At 62.0% G+C, this 16566-nt stretch carries 16 protein-coding genes and 2 pseudogenes; 12 read left to right on the top strand and 6 right to left on the bottom strand.

Annotation, left to right across the window (positions count from 1 at the left end):
- The first annotated feature begins 64 nt into the window (after positions 1 to 64).
- On the top strand, positions 65 to 1120 hold the full coding sequence (locus tag G481_RS25095) for an AAA family ATPase (RefSeq protein ID WP_051294421.1): 1056 nt from the start codon (positions 65 to 67) through the stop codon (positions 1118 to 1120).
- 235 nt (positions 1121 to 1355) lie between these two features.
- Here G481_RS25095 and G481_RS0109100 read toward each other — a convergent pair whose 3' ends face one another.
- Entirely contained in the window at positions 1356 to 1844 is a 489-nt protein-coding gene (locus G481_RS0109100; protein WP_028029758.1) for a hypothetical protein, read from the bottom strand.
- Positions 1845 to 2480: 636 nt separating this feature from the next.
- Complete coding sequence (locus tag G481_RS0109095; RefSeq protein ID WP_028029757.1) at positions 2481 to 2825, bottom strand: hypothetical protein; 345 nt, start codon at positions 2823 to 2825, stop codon at positions 2481 to 2483.
- A 440-nt stretch (positions 2826 to 3265) separates the two neighbouring features.
- Here G481_RS0109095 and G481_RS0109090 point away from each other — a divergent pair, with 440 nt between their 5' ends.
- From G481_RS0109090 to G481_RS0109065, 6 genes and pseudogenes are all read left to right on the top strand, one after another.
- A complete protein-coding gene (locus G481_RS0109090; protein WP_028029756.1) occupies positions 3266 to 4240 on the top strand; it encodes a hypothetical protein in 975 nt (324 codons plus the stop codon).
- A 651-nt stretch (positions 4241 to 4891) separates the two neighbouring features.
- Entirely contained in the window at positions 4892 to 6058 is a 1167-nt protein-coding gene (locus tag G481_RS0109085; RefSeq protein WP_028029755.1) for a hypothetical protein, read from the top strand.
- Positions 6059 to 6104: 46 nt separating this feature from the next.
- The gene (locus tag G481_RS23355; RefSeq protein ID WP_051294420.1) at positions 6105 to 7100 is read left to right on the top strand and encodes a helicase RepA family protein; all 996 of its coding nucleotides are present in this window, start codon (positions 6105 to 6107) and stop codon (positions 7098 to 7100) included.
- Positions 7101 to 7104: 4 nt separating this feature from the next.
- On the top strand, positions 7105 to 8031 hold the full coding sequence (repC, locus tag G481_RS0109075; protein WP_028029754.1) for a replication protein C, IncQ-type: 927 nt from the start codon (positions 7105 to 7107) through the stop codon (positions 8029 to 8031).
- Positions 8032 to 8290: 259 nt separating this feature from the next.
- Positions 8291 to 8530 (top strand): annotated as a pseudogene (locus tag G481_RS27025) (DDE-type integrase/transposase/recombinase); the annotation flags it as partial.
- A 254-nt stretch (positions 8531 to 8784) separates the two neighbouring features.
- A complete protein-coding gene (locus G481_RS0109065) occupies positions 8785 to 10005 on the top strand; it encodes an ATP-binding protein (RefSeq protein WP_028029752.1) in 1221 nt (406 codons plus the stop codon).
- A gap of 360 nt (positions 10006 to 10365) precedes the next feature.
- Here G481_RS0109065 and G481_RS0109060 read toward each other — a convergent pair whose 3' ends face one another.
- The 4 genes from G481_RS0109060 to G481_RS0109045 all read right to left on the bottom strand — a co-directional run bounded on the left by G481_RS0109060 (position 10366) and on the right by G481_RS0109045 (position 11765).
- The gene (locus G481_RS0109060; protein ID WP_028029751.1) at positions 10366 to 10659 is read right to left on the bottom strand and encodes a CcdB family protein; all 294 of its coding nucleotides are present in this window, start codon (positions 10657 to 10659) and stop codon (positions 10366 to 10368) included.
- Positions 10660 to 10671: 12 nt separating this feature from the next.
- Positions 10672 to 10893 carry a type II toxin-antitoxin system CcdA family antitoxin gene (locus G481_RS0109055; protein ID WP_028029750.1) on the bottom strand — a complete coding sequence of 74 codons (222 nt, stop codon included), beginning with the start codon at positions 10891 to 10893 and terminating at the stop codon, positions 10672 to 10674.
- A 282-nt stretch (positions 10894 to 11175) separates the two neighbouring features.
- Positions 11176 to 11457 carry a type II toxin-antitoxin system RelE/ParE family toxin gene (locus G481_RS0109050; RefSeq protein WP_051294419.1) on the bottom strand — a complete coding sequence of 94 codons (282 nt, stop codon included), beginning with the start codon at positions 11455 to 11457 and terminating at the stop codon, positions 11176 to 11178.
- A gap of 44 nt (positions 11458 to 11501) precedes the next feature.
- Positions 11502 to 11765, bottom strand: a complete 264-nt coding sequence (locus tag G481_RS0109045) for a hypothetical protein (RefSeq protein ID WP_028029748.1) — start codon at positions 11763 to 11765, stop codon at positions 11502 to 11504.
- Positions 11766 to 12317: 552 nt separating this feature from the next.
- Here G481_RS0109045 and repA point away from each other — a divergent pair.
- The 5 genes and pseudogenes from repA to G481_RS23340 all read left to right on the top strand — a co-directional run.
- On the top strand, positions 12318 to 13499 hold the full coding sequence (repA, locus tag G481_RS0109035; protein ID WP_084450774.1) for a plasmid partitioning protein RepA: 1182 nt from the start codon (positions 12318 to 12320) through the stop codon (positions 13497 to 13499).
- A complete protein-coding gene (repB, locus tag G481_RS25090) occupies positions 13489 to 14448 on the top strand; it encodes a plasmid partitioning protein RepB (protein WP_051294417.1) in 960 nt (319 codons plus the stop codon). The genes repA and repB overlap by 11 nt, the downstream gene beginning before the upstream one ends.
- A 278-nt stretch (positions 14449 to 14726) precedes the next feature.
- On the top strand, positions 14727 to 15854 hold the full coding sequence (locus G481_RS23345) for a helix-turn-helix domain-containing protein (protein WP_051294416.1): 1128 nt from the start codon (positions 14727 to 14729) through the stop codon (positions 15852 to 15854).
- Between the two features lie 67 nt (positions 15855 to 15921).
- Complete coding sequence (locus tag G481_RS0109020) at positions 15922 to 16188, top strand: hypothetical protein (protein ID WP_028029667.1); 267 nt, start codon at positions 15922 to 15924, stop codon at positions 16186 to 16188.
- Positions 16172 to 16566: pseudogene (locus tag G481_RS23340) on the top strand (ImuA family protein); the annotation flags it as partial. The gene G481_RS0109020 and the pseudogene G481_RS23340, both read left to right, overlap by 17 nt.

The raw sequence follows: 16566 nt of genomic DNA, 5'->3' as shown, positions 1-16566 counted from the left end.
CGCAAGCAACCGGCCGATGTCGCCGCAGAGAGCCCAGGTCGCTTGAACCAAAGGCGGAACCCGCATGGCTGATCTGCCGAAGGGCCAGATGGCGGTTGTTCCGCGCAGCGTTTCGGTCCCGTCGGTGGAGCAGATCGAGGCGCGCTTTACCAAATTCCGGCAGGATTTGCTGACGAGACGGCATGGCAAGGATGCCACGCGTCAGCCGGATTTCAACGCGGAGCGTCGGATCCGGCGCCGGGCCGAGGCGGTCCACAACCGGTTGTTGCGCAAGGCGGGCCTGCAGTCGCTGAAACGCGATCAGCGCGCGCCAATCATCGAGCTTGCGCGATCAGGTGCGCAGCTCTTGGGACCCACAACCTCGGACGCAGTCTACGAACTTGTGGCCCGGCTGCATGCCGAAAGCGGCTGGATGCGCGAGGTGTCGACCTGGATCATGCAGCAGATGCTGCGCCATCTGGCGGCCGGGGGCCACGGGTTTGCCATTCCGCCCTTCATTCTGATCGGGCCGCCCGGGATCGGGAAATCCCACTATGCGCGACGGCTGGCTGAGCTTGCAGGCCTACCCGCCCGGATGATCGATGTCGGCGGCGGCACCGCCGGCTTCCGGATCTCGGGCACCGAGAAGGGATGGGGAAGCGAACAGCCCGGGATCCCGGTCGAGACGATCCTGGCGACAAGAGTCGCGAACCCCGTGATGGTGGTGGATGAGGTCGACAAGGCCGGGACGGCCTACAGCACGAGCGGCGCATCGACGAGCTTGACAACATCGTTGCTGCAGCTGCTGGAGTCGTCCAGCGCACGGCATTTCGAATGCCCGTTCTATCGGATTCCGTTCAATCTATCGCGCGTCTGCTGGATCATGACCGCGAACGAACCGGCAGATATCCCGGCACCGCTGCGGGATCGTGCGCGGTTGTTCATCCTGGAGAAGCTGACCGCCGTGGATGCCATTGCGCACTTCGACGAACTGACTGCGGATTGCGAGGACGAGCAAGGCCGGGCGCGCTGCCGCGACTTCATCGAACGCATGGTCGCCAGGCCCGAAGGGCTCAGCCTGCGCCGAATCCGTCAGCTGGCCGATGCGTTGAATGCGCCGATACCCGATGTGACCCATTGAGGGCTATGCCTTCATGATCTGACGGACGGCAACAATCGCGCGCGGCTTGCAGCAGGAGGAGAACCCGGTGGAAAATATTGCAGGTAAGTTGCAGCACATGAGACCACCATCGTCATCTGACCCGGCCAAATGTCGACCATGACCGGATCTCGGCCAGAGGCAGTCAGGACATGACCCTGCGGTCCCGCGCTTCTGCGACGAAAGGATCATCGTCGCAGAAGCGCTTTCGGAGAAATCAGCCAGACACGCCCTGAACGCTTGCTGCCGTCTTGGCCAATTTTTTCTCCTTTTCCATCAGCGCGAGCAGTTTTGGCAGCGAGATGTGCGAGCGCAATTGGGTCCCCATCACATCATATGCCTGTTTCCTGTGGTCACTATAGATTACAGTATCATGGCACTTGAGTGCATACTTTTCCAATGTCGTCGCGTATCCCCAGAATTTCATATTGGCGAACTGTTCATCCGTAAAGGTCTGAATCTCCGAAAGCTCGGCGATCTGCAACCCGCGCCCGATATGAACTTCATCGTCACCCAGAGTATAGGCAAGGGTGACGAGGATCTGATTGGCATCCGCCGTCATCAGGCGTTGGACCGCAGCATCGAACACCGGATCCAGGCCGTCCTCGATTGCGCCCCACTCCCCAAAATCCTTATGCAGGACAACCGTCGTCATTGGTTCGTATCGGCTCTGCGAATACGTGACTTGGCAAAGATTTGCATTCATTGAAATTCTCCTTCTCTTGAATACGAATTACATATCGCATGGAATTTGTCGGCAATCAATATGAATTATTCACCGCGCCTAAATTGCTCGGGATATCGAAAGAATCTGTTAAAGATCATTCGGGAATTTCAAGTCCGGGCGATCAAGAATTGGCAATTACGGCAAGGGCCGCCGCAACGGGGAAGGTCGTGGCACAAACACGGTACGGCCACGGGCGGGCTTGCGTTGGGAGGGAAGGCGCGGATCGGCCTCGATCCGGCGGGCGGTGCGTTCGCCGAAACCCACAGGGGCGGCAGCGACACGCTGGCTGCAATGGAGACGATCAGTCTTGTAGACTCTCACTTGCCGGTCGGTGACGGGTTTGCCCGGCATGGTCGGATCTCCGCTTGGTCGCAGAGACCATCGACCCTACCGGCCCGCAGCGGCCAGCACCTGCTCCCCGGAAGAGAGCTACGCCGGTGGCCCCAGCCTACGGTCGGGCTACGCCCTCCATCCGCCTGGGGCCACCGGCCATCTCGGTTGACGCTGACAGCCAACTTGGTTGTCGCTCATCAGTGGGCCAGAGCCTTGGTTGGGGGTGGGTAAAAGGAAAGGGGCAGGTGATCCTGCCCCTTCGTGTTTTTCCAGTGTCGCCTTTTACGCCGCGAGCGGAAGGCCGAGGTCGAGCCTTGTCCTGACATAGGCTTCGACCAGGGCCTGGGCTTCCTGTGCCGCCCGCAGAGCCTCCTGGGCAAAAGCCTCGGCGTATTGCGCACGCTCTGCCGCTGCAAACACCGCTGCCTCGGCCACCTTCGCATGCTTCTCGAGCTTTTTCCATGCCTCGGGATTGGCACTGGCATCAGCCTTCAGCATGGACTGAAGCTGCAAGGTCCCATCCAGCATTGCTTCGCGGGTGATCTCTGCGGCTTCCCACGAGCCCTCGATGGCATATGTGCAGAAATACTGCTCGGCAGCCTTGATGATTTTTCTATCATGGTTCATTTGAAATGTCTCCTATATAAGCGACAATCGTATAGGTAATTGATTCAATTGATCGCGTCAATGGCTAATTGCAATATCCTGACGATTTTTTAAATATCCTGTAATTATGGTAAATTGCATTTTGCAAATAATCAATCGGAGATCACGTCATGCTACCTCCCTCATCTGATCTGGCAGTGCCGTTTCGGACTACTTCGGCCCTGCCCTTGCAGCAGGCTGGATCGGCCGAGGAGAGCCGAAAAAATGCGGCTCAGGTACCCGGTGCCGCGAGGGCCGCCAGGCTTGCCGGACGATCGCAAGATTGCGGGACCCATCCGGAAAATGCGGTGCGATACCACCGACCCGGCGGGGCGGGGCACAGCCCGCTTGACGACACCATCATGATGGCCAGACGGATCTGCCGCCAGCTTCCGGCTTTGACGCAGAAAGGGGCTGGGCCTATGATGTTTTCAGTCTTTCCCTGTCTGTTGTGCGCCTCAGGCGCAGGGGGGTGCGCTTTCATCTTCTTTTTCTCGCCGGCATTTTCTCCTGATTTCGAAGGGCCCGAGTTCAAGGCCTTCTGCGAGGCTTGTTACAACGTCCGCGCCAGGGTTCCGACTCTGACCCTCTCGGCGCTGCGCAATCTCCTGCTGGTGGCGGCCGCCGGGAAACCCATGACCATTGCCGACCTGGCCGAGCAGGCCGGTCAGACCTACAAGCAGACCGCCCTGATGGTCGGCCAGCTGTCGGAGGGGCGCGGGTCGCGACAGGGGCTCGGTCTTCTCGGTCGGATTCCTGGCGCCGACCGGCGTCAGGTGCTGGTGCTCTGCCGGCCCGAGGGTCTTGAGATCGCGGCGATCTTCGCCCCGGGACCAGAGAGTGCTGTGCAACGTGCCCCTGCGGCCTCCCGGACCGACCGTGAGTATCTGGCCGAACGTGTGCTGCCCGCCCTTGCCATTGCCTTGCAGCACTTGCCCGGCATCACGCTGGGAACCTTCGCTGTCCTGCTTAAGATCGCCGAGGACCGGGAAAAATTTGCCTTCGACGGTCAGCGGACCGCGGAGATTGCCCGATCGCTGGGGATTTCGAACCTGCCGCGCCATCTGGCGGTACTGAGCCATGCCGGGGCGGTTCCGGCTGACCAGGGCTCAGACCAGCGGCGACTGGTCGTCCTCGCCAGCAATCCGCAAGATGCGCGGGCGCACATTCCCAAGTTGACCTTCGCGGGAATCGAACTGCTTGCCAATGTCGCCGCCGCGCTCTGCGGGGGCGCGCCGCGCGAGGTGCGGGTGCCAAAGGACGCAAGCCTGGAGGCGGCCGGAAGCCCCGATGAGGTGAGCGACTTCGAGGCCTCCGACTACGATGTCCTGCCGATCGAGCCGCTCACGCCACCCGATCTGCCGCAGGGCCGGGCGGATGGGGCCGACACAACCTAGGCAGCGGTAGCGGTGGCCACGCGGTGGGGGTGGGCCTTGTGAGTCGTCGCTGGCCCCTGCGGTCGCGGGGCTGCGTAGTATACTGTCGTATCTGTTAGTGGCGCGTCGCGAGAAGCGTTTTTCCCTTGCGTTTTCAGTGAATTGCCGGATGATGCTCGCAACCGGCAGTACGTGATCCGGCCCCTGAAATACGCGATCCGCGACCATGCGTACGCCTGCGACGACCCGGATCCAAGGCGACGGAAATATCCCCTGTGCGGGCCGAGATTCCGCCTCGAGGTATTGTCAATTGCAAAAAACCGCCCTCCCTCAAAAAAACACTTGAACCCCTCTCTTGGTCATAGTATCCCTTCTACACCAAAGAGGAACAATCATGCGCGCTATAATACAGATATGACCCAGGCCTGCAGTCACTAAGACTGTTCTCCTGATCAATCTGTGCGCGTACCAGAGGCTTCGGTCTCATCTCTTGGTGCCAATCAAAATTTGAAGTCTGGCTTGATCCGCATGCGATGCATGTCCTGGGTTGATGTCTTTTGAGCCCGGGCCAGGGTCATTCACGTCAGATTTCCATATCGATTATCCCGGGCGCCATTTTGGCGCCCGCAGGAAGGCCATTATCAACTTCATGCTTTGAGAAAGGAAATTCGCATGAAAACCGAAACCATCATCTCGAATATGCTGGACATGATCCACACGCAAACCATTTCCCGCATCCTGCCTGCGGCAGATCATGGTCAGTCGGTGCCCAAAATGGCGCAGAACATTCTGAGCGGGATTGTCCGCGCAGATGTCCGCCATATTCTGCCGGCTGTGAGCTTCGAGACCCTCCATGAGCAACTGCCCCAGATCGATCACGCAGGCCCCGAGACGCTGCTTGATGGAACTTTCCTGAAGAAAGGCGGGGCAAGGCTCATGGACATGATCCAACGGTTCGAGGGGAGCGGCAAATATACCTTCTGGCTGAAGACGGCCACGAACACGGTCAGGCTGATCGTGGTCTTTGCGGAGCCGATCTGGACCCTGGCGATGTTCGACATCACCTGTGAGGACGATCTGCCGACGTCCATTATGGCACATGCGTGTTCCTGGCACAGCCTCTCGATCATTCTGGAACGTTTGCGCGGCATGGAACCCCAGATTCCGCTGGCGCACCGGCGCTGGCCTGGGCCGAAGGACGAAGATATCATTCGGACGTTCAACGAGCAGCATTCCCTTGATTGCGCGCGCGCGTCCTTGCGGCTGATGCAAGCGCTGAAAGGACAAGTCCCGCTGCTTTCCGCCGCAAACTGGGCGAATGATCGTGCGTGCAAGACGGCTGAAGCGACCATGCGCGAGGTCGTCTGGGCCGCCGCGCGGCGCGGCGGGAAGGCCCGCCGTGTTCGGCCGGCCGTGAAGGTGATCGACCTCGATTGTTTTGGCCGGCCGATCACGCAGATGGGCCCGCTCCCCATGGAGGATACTGTCCGTCGCCTGAAGGGCGAGGCGCGCCCTCCTGCTGCGGAGAGGACGCCGCAGGTTGAATGCCGTCGTCCCCCGGTTGAGCACTGGGTGGAGGCACACTACCGTAAAATGCGGAATGGCGATCTGCGTTATGTTCGCAGGCACAAGCGCGGCAAACGCGAGGTTCTGGAAGTCTTCCGGCTGGCGGCGCAGCCCTTGACGGAAATGCAGCCCCCGGCACCGCCGCGTAATCGCCCTTCTGCGTGTTGCGATGCCCGGAACCTGCATCAGGCGGATCGTGCACACAAGCATCGCCATCGCAGCCTCCCGGCACCCGCCGCAGCGCCCCTGCTGCCGCAGGCCGAACTGCGCTGAATCTCATCAGACCATTGATTGCGAAACGATTTCAAAGGAGCCTTTCATGACCGTTTCAGTCTACCCCTCCGCCTCGGAGAAAACCTATCCCTCGCTCGGTCGCGCGATCGACATTGCCGCCGCCTTTTGCACCGAGCCCCCGCCGCTGGACTGGACCCTGCCGGGTCTGGTCTCCGGCACCGTCGGTGTGCTGGTCGCCCCCGGCGGGATCGGCAAGAGCATGCTGATGCTGCAGACGGCCATGAGCATTGCCGCAGGGCGCGATCTGTTCGCCATCTGGGGTAGCGGAGGGGCTGCGACCCCGATCATGCGAGGCCCGGTCCTGATCGTTGCGGCCGAGGATACCCGGGATGTCCTCGAGCGGCGGCTCCATGACATCGGCAAAGAGCTGTCGCCAGAGGACCAGGCAGCCGTCTGCGCGCGCCTGCGCCTGCATGTCAGCCATGGCCGCCGATTCAGCCTCGCCCAGCAATCGCCAGACGGGCTGGCGGAAACGGAGGCCGTGCGCGAGCTGGAAGAGTGCATCGAGGCCATGCCGGAAAAGCCCCGTCTGATCGTCATCGACACACTGAACCGCTGCCTCGGCAGTGCCAATGAAAATACGGCGGCCGACATGGGGTTCGTCCTGTCGGTTGTCGAGCGGATCTGCGGCCGCTACGGCTGTGCGGCACTGATCGTGCATCATGCTACCAAGTCCTCGGCGACATCCGGGGGCGGACAGGCGCAATCCGCCTCGCGGGGGTCCTCGGCGATCACCGACAATGCTCGCTGTCAGTTCAATCTGTCCATGCTGTCGCGCGATGAGGCCCGGGATTTCCAGATCACCTCGGACGTGGAGATGAAATCCTGGGTCCGGCTCGACCTGACCAAGGCGAACTATTGCGCGCCCCGCGCGACCAGCTGGCTTCATCGTGGCGAAAACGGCGTCCTGCGCGGGGCGCCGTTCCCCGCGCCGCAGGCGCTGCCCACCAGCAAGGCAAGGGGGTCCCGGGCCGCCCTGGCCGCGCCGACAGCCGCAAATGACAATGCTGTCTGGGAGTGAGCCAATGGTGCTGACACGATTTGCCCGGATCGATCCGGTGACCATGGAAACCGGCCTCTTCTGCCTGCGTCCGCGCGGGGCAGAAAAGGAAAAGGCGACGTTTCTGGTGAAGCATAGACATGGCGCCCGGCGCTACCAATATGAGGCGCCGTACGCGCTCGACCATGTCGCGCTGCGCGTGTTGCTCGCCCTGTGCGCCCTGGCGGCAATGTCGCAGCAACCAGTCAGCGCCGCTCCATCCCAGGAGGGATTCCAGGCCGGTCGGGCACGGCTGAACCCGGAGTTCGAGGCCTGCCAGCTGATCACTGGCAATTGGACCGGCCCGCTGGCCACTCTGACCCGCGAAGCCGGAATGACCACGGCAGGAAGCAACCTGGCCCGCGTGCGCCAGCGTCTGCAAGAACTGGCAAAGGTGCGGGTCACGGTGTTCGACGCCGACACCGACAACTTGATCGGGGCCGCGCAGCTGATCAGTTTCCTCAGCGAGCGGGACAGTAACCGCGTTCTGATCACCCTTGGCCCGTGGTTGAGCAAGTCCATCCTGCCATCGCTCAAGGGACAATATGTCAGGGTCTGCCTCGAGACACTGCGCCAGATCAAGGACCCGGCCGGGCAGATCCTGCATGCCGTGTTCAGTTCGCGGATCCGCGAAAGGCGCACCACACCGGTCCGCTATGGGGTGAACGCAGTGGCCGCCATTCCCTATGCCAAGGGGTCAGCAGCCGGGGGCGCCACCCAGCGCAAGCGCCACGCCAGCGTTCGGCGCGCCATGCGAGCCCTTGCCGCTTCTGGCTGGCGGATCGAGCCTGTGCCGGCGACCAAAGAGGGCTGCTACGATATCCTGCGCCGCCAGACCGTAATTCCAGCGCCGCCTCCGACCCGACTGGCCACCGCGCGCAGGAAATCCCCCGTCCGGGCAAGCGCCGTCTGATGCGGATCGGGCGTGGCGCAAGGTGATCGTCCGAGGACATCAGACGGCATCGGTGTTCCAGATCAAGGTGGGCAGTGGATTGTCAATGGAAGCAAAGCGATACCGCGGTCGGCCAGCCTCATTCGCGACAATCAACAACATGCCCCAGATTGTCGCGGAGCGTCAATCAAACCGCGACAACGCCCTTGCCAGCGACAATCAGGCTGATACCGTCAGCGACACCGCGACGTAGAATCTCATCCAGATTGACGCGCGATATCCGCTGGACAAAGTAAACCGCCAGTTCAGGGTGCCTGCGCCGAACATGCTTTGGGTCAGCGATTTTACCTATGTCGCTACCTGGAAGGGGTTTGTCTATGTCGCCTTCGTCATCGACGCCTATGCCCGCCGGAGGCGCGCCCTCATGCAGCGGAGAGGACGCCGCAGGTTGAATGCCGTCGTTTCGACCAACCTCTCGCGCCAGATCGCGGAAGCGATCAATGCAGCGCGGCAATGGTAGGGTGATCTGCACGCTGGAGGCCAGCGAACCCTTTGACTACGAAGAGACCCTCGAACGCGTGGCGGACAGGCCGACCGACCGACCCAGAAGTGGCCGGCCGACTTCACATGGAGCTGGACTGCGGAAGGCTGGCTCCAGGTCATGGCCGTGCTGGACCTCGCTGCACGGGATATCTTGGGCGCTCCCAGATATCAGGTCATTGACTCCCAATCGGCATGCATACTATTCCCAATCATCAAGGATTGGAAACCAGCATGTACGAGCGGTTCGTTACGCAGCGTGTGGAAGAGGTGCTGGCCGATACACCGGTGGTGCTCATCGTCGGACCACGGCGCGCCGGCAAGACCACGCTGGTTCGCAAGATGAGTGAGGTCGGGCGCAGCTACATCACCCTCGATGATCAGACTGTTCTGGAGGCGGCCCGGACAGATCCTGTGGGCTTCATTCGTGGCCTTGATATTGCAATCATCGACGAGATCCAGCGCGCTCCCGACCTGCTGCTGGCGATCAAGAAATCCGTCGATGATGACTACCGCCCGGGGCGCTTCCTGTTGACCGGCTCTGCCAATGTTCTGACACTGCCCCGCGTGGCCGACAGCCTTGCAGGGCGGATGGAGACCATCCGCATGTTGCCATTGGCTCAGGCCGAGATCGAGGGCAGGACGCCGACTTTCCTGGAGAAAATGTTCGACGGCAAGCCGCTGCACTGTGATCACCCGATTCTTGGCGCGGATCTTGTCAGGCTGGTGCTTCGCGGCGGCTACCCGGAGGCGATCGGCCGCGAGAGCGAGCGGCGGCGGCAGGACTGGGCGCGAGCCTATCTCACCTCGATCCTGACGCGCGATCTCAGGGATATCGCAGACGTCGAAAAACTGACCGAACTGCCGAAGTTTGTCCGGCTGCTGGCGGAGCATGCCGGTCAGCTGGTGAACTATTCCCAGTTCGGGGCCGCCATCAATGTCACGCACAAGACGGGGCAGCGCTATGTTGGCCTGCTTGAGCAGGTTTTCCTGGTCACGACGCTGCAGCCCTGGTTCACCAATGCGCTGAAACGCATCGTCAAGACGCCAAAGCTGCATTTTCTCGATTCCGGTCTTCTCGCCGCCGTGCGCGGTCTGACCTTCGAGCGCGTTCAGGCAGATCGTGGCACATTCGGCACCTTGCTGGAGAGCTTCGTCTTCGCCGAGGTCATGAAGCTGATGACCGCTTCCGAATTGCGGCTCAGCCCCTATCATTTCCGAGATGGTCAGATGCGCGAAGTTGACATCGTGCTGGAGCGGGACGACGGAATGGTCGTCGGTATCGAGGTAAAGGCAAGCGCTACGGTGAAGTCCGGTGACTTTGGCGGCCTTCGGGCTTTGGCCGATGCTTGCGGCGACCGCTTTGCCTTTGGTGTCGTGCTCTACGACAGCGCGGACGTCGTTCCATTCGGGGAGCGTCTGGTCGCAGCCCCCTTGTCCTGCCTCTGGGCGTGAATGTGAGGCAGACGTCCGCGTCAGGTTGGCAGCGGGCCCACGCTGGCCCGGGCTTCCCTGCTGAAACCAACCCGAGGCTCGGCATCTCCTTTTCCGCCAACATCGGGTGATCGGCGCGGTCTCGCCGCAGCAGTCAATCGCATCCCGCCACTCGTCAATGTCATCCTTGGGCAGACCCCGCTCACCTGCTCCGCCTGATCTCTTCAAACGGGCTGATATTCAACTTCACATGCTTCAAGGAGCTTCTGTGAGCATTATTCGTCTATTATGCACGCCACACGAACATCTCTTATAATATCCAATAAGATTGCATTATCGGATATGAAGAATCAGCACGGCATCAAGCGGCTGTTGCCGCGATCAGACCCCGTCGATCAGGATGTCCAGTGCTCGTTTCAGCGCATCACGCTCAGCAGCGAGGCTTGCGACCAGATCGCGCAGCTCCGCGCCCGGAACAGCAGCAAGTTCCTGCACCCGGACGATCCACGTCTCACCCTCGATCTCGACCTTGGGGGTCAGGCCAGGAAACGCCGCATAACGCCCTTCCTCGCGCAGGGGCGCAACGATCCGCGAGGCCTCGATTCCGATCAGATCGGTTTGCAGGTCAACGACCAGCATGCCGCCTTTCAAGCGAAACACGTCAAACTGCGCCATATCGCCCGACTTTCAGAAGGTGCGAAACGCGGCAAGGGGCAACCCCTCGCGGGCCAGTTCCTCGGCATAGGCCGCGTTCGCCGCCCGGTTCTCTTCGCGCCACAGCCGGTTGCGTTCTGCCTTGGTTGCTTCGGCAATCGCCTTTTCAGCAAGACGCGACATGTTGAGACCGAGCGCGCGGGCCATCTCGGCCACTTCGGCATCCAGCGTCAGATTTACCTTGATACGGCTCATCGAACACCCCCAATTCATCCGCACAGATCAGGAGTATAGTCTAGGCGAAAGGGGCGCGCAATGCAGTCGGCCGCCGATCAGTACGCTTGCCCTTTCGCGGGCGCTGGTGCGCATGACCGCTACACGCGGCAGACCCTGGGGTTTTCGCCGCAGCCGCTTCATCGGACGCCGGATGCTTGCGTTCACAGTTGGGTGGACCGACGTCCTATGGCGACACGTGCTGCAGCCTTGGGAACGATCTGGCCCTCACGGCGCGTCCCGGCAGGACACGCCAGGTCGCCTTCACCACTCGGATAATGCGTTCCGACCTGAACTGCGAGTCAGCCAGTCCTGCCCGCCAAAGGCAACCAGAACGACCGAGACCCAGGCGTCGTCGACCCGGTAGACCACCGTCAGGGCACGCCCTGCCCCGCCATGGCGCACCTGCCAGCCCGCAAGCGGCCCGCCAAGGCGTGCCCCCACTGCAGGTTGCGCAAGAATGTCTGCGAGCAACGCTTCGGCCTGATCCAGTCGTCGCAGGGCGGCATCGACATCGCCGCTGACGGTGTAGGCATGTTCGGCCATTGCGCGCAGATCCTGCGCCACGAGCGGATGACGGCGAAGGCGCATCAACGCCGTGCGAGCCAGTCGCGCGCTTCGGCAGTGATCTCGGCCGGGCTGTCCATCGCTTGCCACTGATCAGGCGGAAGTGCCAGACGTCGCTGAACCTCGGCCTCGAGCAAAGCCTGATCGCGCAGCCGCGCCGCCCGCGCCCTTGCGAGCTCGCCCGAGACGGCGGCACTGACATTCGGGTATTCGCCGGCTGCAACCAACGCCTGCACATGATCGAAGGCGGCTTCGGTAAAGCTGACGCTTTGCTTGTGAACGCCCATGATGACCCCCGGCGCTCCATTGGACTACCATGTCCTTGGAACCCTGCCGTAACAACTGAAAACCCCGAGCTTTCGAGACATCCTCATGTCTTATCATCGGCATCGACAAGCAATCTTGGCCCGCCTCTCTCATGCCTGCCCTTCGGGCTAACGTGCAAAGGGCCAGCGCAATCAGCCTTTCCGCAGCGGGGAGCGTCGGTCAACGAGAGATGGTTCGGCCTTTGGCTACGGGCCCAGGCAACCCATGGGCTCGGGCCATGGCAAGGTGAAACGATCAGAGGCAGGTCGCGCCGCACATGGATTGAACCAGATTCGCAAGTCGCCGCCCTGCAACACGGTCGTGATTGATCTGCAGATTTAGCGGTAGAACACCATGCCCACGCCACAAGTTGATGTTGTCACTAAAGATTGATGCGTAACACTATGATTTATCTGTCTTTTCATTCACCAGAAAAGCGCAGCGTCAACAGGTTAGGCGGCCTCAACGGTTTTGTCTGGATCTGTGCTGAATAACTGTTAATGTAAGAAAAACAAAACATAACGAGGGCAGCAATGAGGGCGATACAGGCGTCTCAGCGGTTCGAAACCATGTCCAGCCGGCTTGGGAACCGTTTGCGTGAACATGCCGAAGAGACATTCCCCCCCGACGCCCAGAAAGGGCTGCGGCGCTTTGCGATGCGAGAGGCGGCGGAACTGCTGCGCATCAACCAGAACACGTTCCGCCATCATGTGGCAAATCTGGAGGGATTTCCAGAGGGCCTTCTTGAAGGCGGAAATCGACGCTCGTTCAGCGCCTCGGATCTGGTCGAGGCGCAGCGTGTGCTGCTGGAAACCGGCCGGATCCGGCCCGAAGAACATCCGCGCCGGATCGCGGGTGAGCCCTGCCAGATTCTGACCGTCTTCAACCTGAAAGGCGGGTCTGCCAAGACGTCCACCGTCACGCATCTGGGCCAGCTGATGGGCCTGCGCGGCTATCGGGTGCTGCTGGTCGACCTCGACAGTCAGGCGAGCCTGACGAACCTGTTCGGGATCACGCCCGAACTCGCACCTGACATGCCAACCTCGTACGATCTGATACGGGCCGAATCCCCCCTGCCCGCCTCGGAGGTGATCAGGAAGACCAATTTCCCGACCGTGGACCTGATCCCGGCCTCGATGGACATCATGGAATATGAGTTCGAGGTCGCGCTGAGCTTTCGCAACGGCACGACGACGTTTCACACCCAGCTGCGGGACGCGCTTGAGCCGGTCCTTGAGACCTACGACCTGGTCATCATCGACACGCCGCCTCAGCTGAACTTTTCAGTCATTTCGTCGATCTTTGCATCGACGGGCGTTCTGATCCCGCTCAATGCCTCGATGCTGGATGTGATGTCCCTGGCCAGCTTTCTGAAGATGGCCAGCAGCCTGATGGGGGTGGTCGAATCCCATGCCCCGGAGCATGGGCTGAACTTTGTCCGGGTTCTGCTGACCCGCTATGAGCCAACGGACGGGCCGCAGGTGCAGATCGCCTCGCTGCTTCGGACGGTGCTGGGCGATTCCGTCCTGCCAACCGAATTCCTGAAATCCACGGCCATCGGCGACGCCGCGAACACGCAGCAAAGCATCTTCGAGGTCGAGCCAAGGGACGTGAACCGCAAGACATATGAGCGCGCGATCGAATCCGTCTCTCGGGTGACCGACGAGATCGAGCGCGAGGTTCGCAAGGCATGGGGGCGGTCGAATGGCGCGTAAGGTTTTCGGATCGACCCTCAAGGCGGCCATGAACCAGGGCGCTTCCGCGGGCAAGGTCGAGACAGAAGGCCCGCCCGCCCGTGTCAGCCCGACGGTTGCAAGGGCGCAAGCCTCGGTCATCGAAGAAGACAAGCACGCAACCCGCCTGCTGGACCCGAACCTCATCCGCATGTCCGCGGTCCAGGATCGACTGGACCCGTCGGAGGGGCTGGAAGAACTTGTCGACTCGATCCGCGAGCATGGCCAGAAGGTCGCCGTTCTGGTGCGAAAGCTGGCCAACGGCAATTACGAGATCGTCTATGGCCGGCGGCGCCTTCTTGCTTGCCGCGCGCTTGGGCAGAAGGTCCGGGCCACGGTCATGGAGATGTCGGACGAAGAGGCCCTGATTGCCCAGGGCGTCGAGAACAATGCCCGGCAGGACCCGTCCTTCATCGAGCGGGCAATCTTTGTTGCGGGCATCATCGCTGAACTGGGCAAGACCGAAGAGGCCCGGAAGAACGCTCAGACGGTTGCCTACAGGGCCTTGCAGATCGACGAATCGCTCGTCTCGCGCATGAACAGGATTGCAACAGCGATCCCGATGGACCTGATCCGCGCGATCGGCCCTGCCCATGGGTCCGGTCGGCGCGTTTGGGAAAAATTGTCAAAACTGTGCGAAGCAAACCCGGGACTTGGACAGACATTGGCAGACCGTCTGCCCAAGCAGTCAACAAGCCCCGAGCGGCTAGAGGCCGCGATCGCCGCAATGACACCGCGTGCGGCGCCCGCACCAAGGGTTGAACGGACAGATCGGGTCAAGATCAGCCGCAAGGGCAACCGGCTGACCCTCGAAGCTGACCTGGCGCTTATGCCGCAACTGGAAGAGGCTGTTCGCGGCCTGATCGAAGAGTTTCTTGACCGCGGTCAAGTCAGAGAACCAGAGCAACCAAAGGATGGTGTCGTTTCTTGACCGCGGTCAAGAAGCGGCCGGTCCAAGGACAACAAAAACGAGCAGAAAGGAGGACGGGACCGGAAAAGTAAAGACCCCCCGAAAGCGGTGCTCTCGAAGGGCCTCAATCAGTCTCGACACCTGATTGATACCCCAAAAACGAATCGGCTTCAACACCGCTGTCGGTGAACGGGGATGCTTTTTCATCCTAAATCACCATGACTCACATCACATCCACGGCCCTTGCGGCCGGGGCACAAGGGATTTGCGCCGTCGCCGGGGCGTCCACGCTGCCGGGAATGGGTTCGATCACCCAACAGCCGGTGTTTCGCCCCATCCTGCGCCGCGACATCATGGCCGCGGTCAACACTTGCAGCCGCGACCTCGGGCTGCGGCAAGGCGCGGTCGTTGTCCTCGATGCCCTGCTCAGCTGCCTGCCCTGCCAGGCGCAGGACGGACGCGAGGCGCCGGTGACGCCGGCCACCCTGCTCACGGTCTATGCGAGCAACGACACGCTGTGCTTTCGGGCCAAGGGCCTGACCGACCGCCAGCTGCGCCGCCATCTCGAGACGCTGGAAAAGGCCGGTCTGCTGCTGCGCCGCGACAGCGCCAATGGCAAGCGCTTTCCCGTGATGAAGGACGGCAAGCCGGTTGGCGCTTTCGGGCTGGACCTCTCGCCGCTGTTTGCCCGCGCCGATGAGCTGCTGACGCTGGCGCAGCGCCGCCGCGAAGAGGCCGACGAGCTGCGCGGCTTGCGCGCGCAAATCCTGCGGCTGCGGGCCGCCTGTCTGGACATGCAGCTGGATGGCGATCTTGCCGACTTCCTCGACGGGCTGCGCAATCTGGTGCGCCGCACGACGTTGACCCTGATCGAGGCCCGCGCAGCCCTGTCGCGCCTGACCGCGGTCATCGCGCAGCATGCGGCCGTCCCAGCCCCCGAGGAAAGCCCCCTGCCCTGCCTGACCAGTGTGGAAAACCCCGTCACGGCGGACACCGCACACCACCACGAAGAACCCGCAGCCAGCCCCCTGGCCGCCGTGCAAATCCCTGCCGACCCGCCCATCGACACCAACAAGACGACCGCCTGTGACGGACGGTCTGTCCGCCACATAGAACCAGAGTCAAAGACAAAAAAAGAAAGGGAAACCAGCGGCCATCGCTGGTCCGACCTGACCGAGGTCAGCGCCTTCTACACCGAGCCGCAAAGCGCCAGGGAAACCACCGCCATCGCCTTCGAATTCGGAAGGATGCTGAGAATAAGCCAGGATCTTCTTGCCAGAGCCGCAGCACGGCTGGGAATCTGGCAATTGCTCAAGCTGGAAGACCGCATGGCAAGGAACGCCGGGACGATCCAGAACCCCGATGCCTATTTGCGCGCAACCCTGACCGCATGGCCATCCGCCGCAGCCGGGCAGGGCGCAAGCTGACGGTCGCTCTTGGGGAATCGGTTCTGTTCTGCCATTGTTCTTGCCAGGCCAGCCGCAGGACCACGCCATGAGCAACTTCCATTCGCAAACCAAGGGCCAGGATGCGCGGCGCGCGCTGTTCCGCCCGGTGCTGGAAAAGACATTGGCCGACAGCGCAAGAAACCTGCCGCCGCTGGCCACGATCCATCCGGGCCAGCCAGCGCCCATCATCCGGCGCGGGGCAGGGCGCCGATGGCTGACCGCGGGCACGGCCGAAGCCCTCCAGATGCGGCGCCCCTTGCCAGACCAGGCGCTGACCATTACCGCCGAGCAGACCCGTGCAAATCCTCGCTGACCGACATCTTGCCAAACCGGAGGACCCCCTCACGCTGCTGGGCGCCCGTGTCCACGAGGCCGAGGGGCGGGGGCGCATCGCATTCGCCCTGTTCCAGGCCGCGCGCACGGCCGGGCCGATCTTCTGGATCGCCCTTGCCCATGACCAGGATCGCCTGCTGCCCGAGGGCCTGGCCGAGCGCCTGCATCTGGTCGAGGCCCGCGACGAGACTGACCTGCTATGGGCCACCGAAGAGGCCCTGCGCAGCCCCGCCGTCGCCCTTGTCATCGCCGAGCCCGCAAGACCCCTCTCGCTGACCGTGGGCAGACGGCTCCAACTTGCCGCCGAAGCCGGCCGCACCACCGGCCTCATGCTGATCCACCAAGGCAGCGGAAGCCA

Origin of the sequence: Gemmobacter nectariphilus DSM 15620, from assembly GCF_000429765.1 — a bacterium.
GTDB lineage: Bacteria > Pseudomonadota > Alphaproteobacteria > Rhodobacterales > Rhodobacteraceae > Wagnerdoeblera > Wagnerdoeblera nectariphila.
The sequence above is the reverse complement of the archived record's forward strand: the minus strand, read 5'-3'. Positions and strand labels throughout refer to the sequence as shown.

What these genes read in the sequence shown, in the direction of transcription:
- G481_RS25095 (WP_051294421.1), top strand. Translation starts at nt 65, where the DNA reads ATGGCTGATCTGCCGAAGGGCCAGATGGCGGTTGTTCCGCGCAGCGTT.
- G481_RS0109100 (WP_028029758.1), bottom strand. Translation starts at nt 1,844, where the DNA reads ATGAATGCAAATCTTTGCCAAGTCACGTATTCGCAGAGCCGATACGAA.
- G481_RS0109095 (WP_028029757.1), bottom strand. Translation starts at nt 2,825, where the DNA reads ATGAACCATGATAGAAAAATCATCAAGGCTGCCGAGCAGTATTTCTGC.
- G481_RS0109090 (WP_028029756.1), top strand. Translation starts at nt 3,266, where the DNA reads ATGATGTTTTCAGTCTTTCCCTGTCTGTTGTGCGCCTCAGGCGCAGGG.
- G481_RS0109085 (WP_028029755.1), top strand. Translation starts at nt 4,892, where the DNA reads ATGAAAACCGAAACCATCATCTCGAATATGCTGGACATGATCCACACG.
- G481_RS23355 (WP_051294420.1), top strand. Translation starts at nt 6,105, where the DNA reads ATGACCGTTTCAGTCTACCCCTCCGCCTCGGAGAAAACCTATCCCTCG.
- repC (WP_028029754.1), top strand. Translation starts at nt 7,105, where the DNA reads ATGGTGCTGACACGATTTGCCCGGATCGATCCGGTGACCATGGAAACC.
- G481_RS0109065 (WP_028029752.1), top strand. Translation starts at nt 8,785, where the DNA reads ATGTACGAGCGGTTCGTTACGCAGCGTGTGGAAGAGGTGCTGGCCGAT.
- G481_RS0109060 (WP_028029751.1), bottom strand. Translation starts at nt 10,659, where the DNA reads ATGGCGCAGTTTGACGTGTTTCGCTTGAAAGGCGGCATGCTGGTCGTT.
- G481_RS0109055 (WP_028029750.1), bottom strand. Translation starts at nt 10,893, where the DNA reads ATGAGCCGTATCAAGGTAAATCTGACGCTGGATGCCGAAGTGGCCGAG.
- G481_RS0109050 (WP_051294419.1), bottom strand. Translation starts at nt 11,457, where the DNA reads ATGGCCGAACATGCCTACACCGTCAGCGGCGATGTCGATGCCGCCCTG.
- G481_RS0109045 (WP_028029748.1), bottom strand. Translation starts at nt 11,765, where the DNA reads ATGGGCGTTCACAAGCAAAGCGTCAGCTTTACCGAAGCCGCCTTCGAT.
- repA (WP_084450774.1), top strand. Translation starts at nt 12,318, where the DNA reads ATGAGGGCGATACAGGCGTCTCAGCGGTTCGAAACCATGTCCAGCCGG.
- repB (WP_051294417.1), top strand. Translation starts at nt 13,489, where the DNA reads ATGGCGCGTAAGGTTTTCGGATCGACCCTCAAGGCGGCCATGAACCAG.
- G481_RS23345 (WP_051294416.1), top strand. Translation starts at nt 14,727, where the DNA reads ATGGGTTCGATCACCCAACAGCCGGTGTTTCGCCCCATCCTGCGCCGC.
- G481_RS0109020 (WP_028029667.1), top strand. Translation starts at nt 15,922, where the DNA reads ATGAGCAACTTCCATTCGCAAACCAAGGGCCAGGATGCGCGGCGCGCG.